The organism is Caballeronia sp. (genome assembly GCF_049581465.1).
Taxonomy (GTDB): Bacteria; Pseudomonadota; Gammaproteobacteria; order Burkholderiales; family Burkholderiaceae; genus Caballeronia.
The window spans coordinates 1-2,710 of sequence record NZ_JBAUSA010000101.1 but is presented as its reverse complement, the minus strand read 5'-3'; the positions used below and the strand labels follow the sequence as shown (position 1 = coordinate 2,710).

5 protein-coding genes are annotated in these 2,710 nt (G+C 62.8%); all 5 read right to left on the bottom strand.

Annotation, left to right across the window (positions count from 1 at the left end; all coding sequences use genetic code 11):
* The coding region (gene ccsA / locus WCA53_RS02460) for a cytochrome c biogenesis protein CcsA (RefSeq protein WP_423905106.1) at positions 1-284 on the bottom strand (284 nt) is incomplete at its 3' end.
* A gap of 23 nt (positions 285-307) precedes the next feature.
* A complete protein-coding gene (ccmB, locus tag WCA53_RS02455; protein ID WP_423905104.1) occupies positions 308-976 on the bottom strand; it encodes a heme exporter protein CcmB in 669 nt (222 codons plus the stop codon).
* Entirely contained in the window at positions 964-1,659 is a 696-nt protein-coding gene (gene ccmA, locus WCA53_RS02450) for a cytochrome c biogenesis heme-transporting ATPase CcmA (protein WP_423905102.1), read from the bottom strand. The genes ccmB and ccmA overlap by 13 nt, the downstream gene beginning before the upstream one ends.
* Positions 1,660-1,670: 11 nt before the next feature.
* Positions 1,671-2,309: a NapC/NirT family cytochrome c gene (locus WCA53_RS02445; protein ID WP_423905100.1), complete on the bottom strand. Its 639-nt coding sequence runs from the start codon at positions 2,307-2,309 to the stop codon at positions 1,671-1,673.
* Between the two features lie 9 nt (positions 2,310-2,318).
* On the bottom strand, positions 2,319-2,710 hold a 392-nt coding region (locus WCA53_RS02440), incomplete at its 5' end, for a nitrate reductase cytochrome c-type subunit (RefSeq protein ID WP_423905098.1).

Sequence of the window (2,710 nt, the reverse complement as noted above, 5' to 3'; positions counted from 1 at the left end):
GCCGAGAGGCGCGCGTTCAGCACGAGACCGAGCGCGGCGTAGCACGCCATCACCACGTAGATCAGCATCGACATCCACGCGGCCGGCACGTGCACGAACATGATGCGATAGACATCGCCCTGCACGGCGTCGGTCGGCGCCACGAATAGCCCGATGTGAATAGCAGGCATGACGAGCAGCAGCGCCGCAAAGGCGAAGCCGGGGATCATTTTTCCGGCCAGCCTGTAGAACTGTACCGGCGATGCATAGCGCAGCCAGCCGGTGCGAGGAATGGAAAGGTTCATGAGTCGCTAGTTAGGAATCCAGTTCATTCCGCAGAGATCCGCAACGCCGTGGCAGTTGCGAACGGACATAGCGCAAGCGTGGCGAGAAGCGCCGCGCCGAGCAGGGAAAAGTTCGCCGTCGACCACGCGCCCGAGCGGGATGGATCGGCGGCATTCGCCCCAAAAATCAGCACGGGGGTTTCAAGCGGCAACACCAGCACGGCGAGCAACATTCCGCCGCCGCGCACGCCGAGTGTGAGCGCGGCACCCATCGAACCGATCAGGCTCAGAGCAGGCGTACCGAGCAATAGCGCGACGGTGAGACGCACGATCGTATCGAAGGCGAGGTCGTACTGGATCGCCAGCACCGGTGCCAGCAGCACGAGCGCAAACCCGCTGGTGAGCCAGTGCGCCGCGATCTTCGCGGTCACCATCGTGAGCAGCGAGTGCGGCGCCAATAACATCTGGTCGAGCGCGCCATCGGCGAAATCGGGGGCGAACAGGCGCCCGAGCGAGAGCATCGCGGCGAACAGCGCGGTGACCCACAACACGCCGGGCGCAATGGCGCGCAGCAGGTCCGGGTCCGAGCCGACCGCCAGCGGAAACAGGCTCGCCGCGATCACGAAGAACAGCAGGCAGCCGAGCGCGCCGGTGCGTCGCCGCCAGGTGAGCGCGAGCTCTCGCCGTACGATGCTCTCGGTCAATCTGAGCATCGGCCGCTCGGTTCGAAATACAGGTTGCGCGTAACGGCGGGCGAGGTGTTGATCGACTTGTGCGTGGTCATCAACACAATGCCGCCGCGCTCCAGATGACCTTCGATGCAGCGCTCAAGCACCGCCGACGATTCATCGTCGAGCGCGGCCGCGGGTTCATCGAGCAGCCAGAGGGGCTTGTGTTCAAGCAGCAGCCGCGAGATGGCGAGGCGGCGCTTTTGCCCCTGCGACAAGCCGCGAACAATCGCATGCTGATAGCGGTCGAGCCCGACGCTTTTCAGTACTTGCTCCTGCACTTCCACTCGTTCCTCCGATACCTCGCCCAGCACGGCGCTGAAGCTAAGGTTCTCGGCGGCGGTCAGGTCGTCGCTGATGCCGTTCAGGTGCCCGAGAAACGCGAGCGACTGGCGCCATGCTTCAGGATGCGCATGCGTATCCTGGCCGCGCCATCGCACCACGCCCGCGCTTGGCCGCAACAGTCCCGCCAGCACCCGCAACAGCGTGGTCTTGCCGCTGCCGTTCGGGCCGTGGATCTGCAGGACCTGGCCTGCGTCGACGTCAAACGCCACGTTGCTAAAGAGCATTTCGCCAGCGCGATCGAAGGCGAGCTTGTCAACGGACAAAAGCGCGTCTTGCCGATTCGTGCGGGAGGATTGCAACGGAATTTCTGCGTGCTTGCTCATGGAAGGTCCTCTCATGGTGTGCGCCCATCGCGTTGTGCCGGATCGGGCGGTGACAAATCGCGCATTGCCTGCGTCATGTTCGGCAATTGATGCGCAATACCCTTATGACAATCGATGCAGGTCTTTTCGCCCGAGCCGAGAAAGCGCTGGTGCGCGTTTTGGGCGCGCGGGCTTTGCCGGGTGAAATCCATCGATTCGAACGAATGGCAGTTGCGGCATTCCAGCGAATCGTTGGCTTTCATCCGCTTCCATTCGTGCTCCGCCAGTTCGAGCCGCCGGTCCTGGAATTTCTCGCGCGTGTCCACCGTGCCGAAGACCGCCGCCCACACTTCCTTCGACGCCTGCATCTTTCTCGCCATCTTGTCGGTCCAGTTGTGCGGAACATGGCAGTCCGAACATTTCGCGTGGACGCCGCTGCGATTGCTGAAATGGATCGTGCTCTTCAACTCCGCGTAAGTGTTGTCGTGCATTGCATGGCAACTCGTACAGAACGCTTCCGTGTTCGTCACTTCGAGCGCCGTGTTGAACGCGCCCCAGAACACCACGCCCGCGATAAACCCGCCGAGCGTGAGGAAGCCCAGGCTGTAGTGCACGCTCGGACGGTTGATGGTTCGCCAATAGCGCTTGAGCAGCGTCAGAAAGCCGGACATCGCTCGCTCCTAGTTCTTGCCAGCCTTGCCCGCAGCTTGCGGCCCGGGCGCGACACGCACATCTTCGACGTCCGTGAACGTGTTGCCGACCAGTGGCTTCGCGTCGGCCTGCGAGACATGGCACTGCGTGCAGAAATAGCGGCGCGGCGAGAGACTTCCGAGCGTGGCGTTGTCTCGCGTGAGGTAATGCGAGACACCGATGGGCACCGCTCCGCTGTCGGCCGCACGGCTGCGCGCATGACACGCGAGACAGCGGTTTGCATTCTTGTCGAGTTGATAGCCGTCGATCTTGTGCGGGATCGTCGGCGGCTGCTGTGCATAGGCGCGGCCACGGATGACATCCTTATTTTCGATAGGTGCAATCAACGGCGGTTTCGCCTCTTCATCGATCGGCGTTGTGC